Source organism: Herbaspirillum sp. UBA812, assembly GCF_002296545.1.
GTDB classification, from domain to species: domain Bacteria; phylum Pseudomonadota; class Gammaproteobacteria; order Burkholderiales; family Burkholderiaceae_D; genus Herbaspirillum; species Herbaspirillum huttiense.
Genome location: NZ_DBIC01000031.1, coordinates 1 through 2,585, shown reverse-complemented (window position 1 = coordinate 2,585; position 2,585 = coordinate 1). Strand labels below are relative to the sequence as shown.

The 2,585-nt window shown below is 64.4% G+C and carries 3 protein-coding genes; 2 read left to right on the top strand and 1 reads right to left on the bottom strand.

The genetic code is table 11. The features are described 5' to 3' along the window. On the bottom strand, positions 1–622 hold a 622-nt coding region (locus B3873_RS01610), incomplete at its 3' end, for an ABC transporter transmembrane domain-containing protein (protein WP_286863698.1). A gap of 312 nt (positions 623–934) precedes the next feature. Here B3873_RS01610 and egtD point away from each other — a divergent pair. Then, on the top strand, positions 935–1,909 hold the full coding sequence (egtD, locus tag B3873_RS01605; RefSeq protein ID WP_286863697.1) for an L-histidine N(alpha)-methyltransferase: 975 nt from the start codon (positions 935–937) through the stop codon (positions 1,907–1,909). Between the two features lie 45 nt (positions 1,910–1,954). Further along, positions 1,955–2,585, top strand: a 631-nt coding sequence (locus B3873_RS01600; RefSeq protein ID WP_286863696.1) for a DinB family protein, incomplete at its 3' end; no start/stop codon positions are given.

The window sequence follows — 2,585 nt, the reverse complement described above, 5'->3', positions numbered from 1 at the left end:
CGATGGGCAGCACCACGGCGGCCAGCATGACGATGATGATGGAGGTCAGCTTGGCACTGGTGATGAAGAGCATGCTCATGCCGCCCAGGAACAGCAGGGCATTGCGCAGGGCCATCGAAATGCTGGTGCCGACCAGGGTCTGGATGAGCGTGGTGTCGGTGGTCAGGCGCGAAAGGACTTCGCCGGTCTTGGTGGTTTCGAAGAATTCGGGACTCTGCGTCACCACGTGGGCATAGACCGCACTGCGCAGGTCGGCCGTCACCCGTTCACCCAGCCAGGAGACCATGTAGAAGCGCGCCGCCGTGGCCACTCCCAGCACGCAGGCTACGCCGAACAGCGCCACGAAATACAGGTTGATGTGCGTGGCGCTCTTGCTGCCGGCGGCGCCAAAGCCGAGGTCGATCATCTGCTTGAACGCATAGGGCACGGCCAGCGTGGCACCGGCTGCCACCAGCAGCGCCAGGCCGGCCAGCAGGAATTGCTTCTTGTAGGGGGCGAGGAAGGGAGCCAGTCCGCGCAGCGCCGCCAGGGCCGATTTGCGCGCGGTGGGTGAATCGACGGCGGGCGTCACGCCAGCAGCAGGGGAGGCAATAGGGGGAGGAGTCGTGGATGACATGGACATGGATGAGCAGTTGAGACGGCCAGATTAAGCGCGCCGTGCATGTTGCCACACGGCCAGTCGCTCTGCAGCGCAGGGAAAATCTTGTTGCTGCGTTGAACCACCGGGCGGCTGCCTTAGTCGGAAGAGGCATAAGTATAGACAGTCCGCGCATGGATCGCGCGACCGCAAGCGTATCGCAATGTTGTTCGTCAGCCATTGCTTGCCTGCATTGCCCTGCTAGAGTATGCGGATTCCGGCGTGATCAGCCCGGCCGGAGCAGCGCAGCAGCAGGCATCAGCATCATCCCAACCCCACACAGGCAAGGAGAGTCGCTTGGCCCAACCCGCACTGATCCCCTCCTCACGCGAGGCCGCGCCGGAAGCACGCGCGCCGCACGCCGAACTGCTGGCCGGGCTCGCCGCCCGCGAGGCGGTCATCTCGCCCAAGTACTTCTACGATCCCTTGGGCAGCAAGCTCTTCGAGGCCATCTGCGCCTTGCCCGAGTATTACCCTACCCGTACCGAAGCGGCCATTTTCGCCGCGCATCAGGAGGCCATCGCTGCCGCCGTCGGCCAGTCCTGTACGCTGATCGACCTGGGTGCAGGCAACTGTATCAAGGCCGCCTCGCTGTTCGAAGCGTTGCGGCCGCGCCAGTATGTGCCGGTGGATATTTCCACCGATTTCCTGCATCAGTCGGTGGCGGGTTTGCAGAAGCGCTTCCCGCAGCTGCCCATGCTGCCGCTGGCGATGGATTTCTCGGCCACGCTGGCGCTGCCGGAGACGGTGGATGCGCAGCGCCGGCTGTTCTTCTATCCCGGATCCTCGCTGGGCAATTTCGATCCGGCCCAGGCGCTGGATTTCCTGCGTCGCGTGCGTGCGGCCCTGCCGGCCGGACCGGGTGAGGGCGGCATCCTGATCGGACTGGATCTGGTGAAGGATGCGCGTGTCCTGGAAGCGGCCTATGACGATGCCATCGGCGTGACGGCAGCGTTCAACCTCAACGTGCTCAACCACGTCAACGCCCTGGCCGGGGCCGACTTCGCCCCGCGCGACTGGCGCCACGTGGCCTTCTACAACGCCCGCCAGCAGCGCATCGAAATGCATCTGGAAGCACGGCGCGACCTCATCGTGCGCTGGCCGGGCGGACGTCGCACCTTCCACCAGGGCGAGCGCATCCATACCGAATACAGCCACAAGTTCACCGAGCAGGACATCCTCGGCCTGCTGGAAGAGGCCGGATTCGGCAATTGCCGCATGTGGTTCGATGAGCGGCGCTGGTTCGCGGTGTGCCATGCACAGGCGCGTTGAAGGACGTTTGCCGCTGTTGATTCAATGATTTTTGCAGGAGACCGGATGCCTTCCGTCATTACCCATGATCGCGCTACCACCCACGACGACGAGCTGGCCGAGCAACCCATGGCGGTGGTCGCAGCGGCCACTGCCGCCACCATCGATGCGGTCATCGACGCCGCCGTCCAGCAGGTCAACCATCGCCCGCGCGAACGGCTGGGCGATCGCTACCGGCGTCTGCGCCGGCAGTCGCTGCTGATCGCCGAGCCGCTTTCGGCAGAGGATTGCTGCGTGCAGGCCATGCCCGATGCCAGCCCCATCAAGTGGCATCTGGCGCATACCACCTGGTTCTTCGAGACCTTCCTGCTGGAGCGTTTCCAGAGCGGCTTCACGCCTTTCCATCCGCAGTTCCGCGTGCTCTTCAATTCGTATTACGAAGGCGTCGGCGAAAAATTCCCGCGGCCGCAGCGCGGCCTGCTCACGCGCCCCTCGCTGGACGACATACTGGCCTACCGCGAGCAGGTCGACGCACGCATGTTGCTGCTGATCGATGCGCTGGAGGCCGACCCGGCCGAAGCGGGGGAGACCCATCCGCAACTGGCGGGCTTCCTCTCCTTGCTGGAACTGGGCATGCAGCATGAGCAGCAGCACCAGGAGCTGATGCTCACCGACATCAAGGTCCTGCTGTCGATGA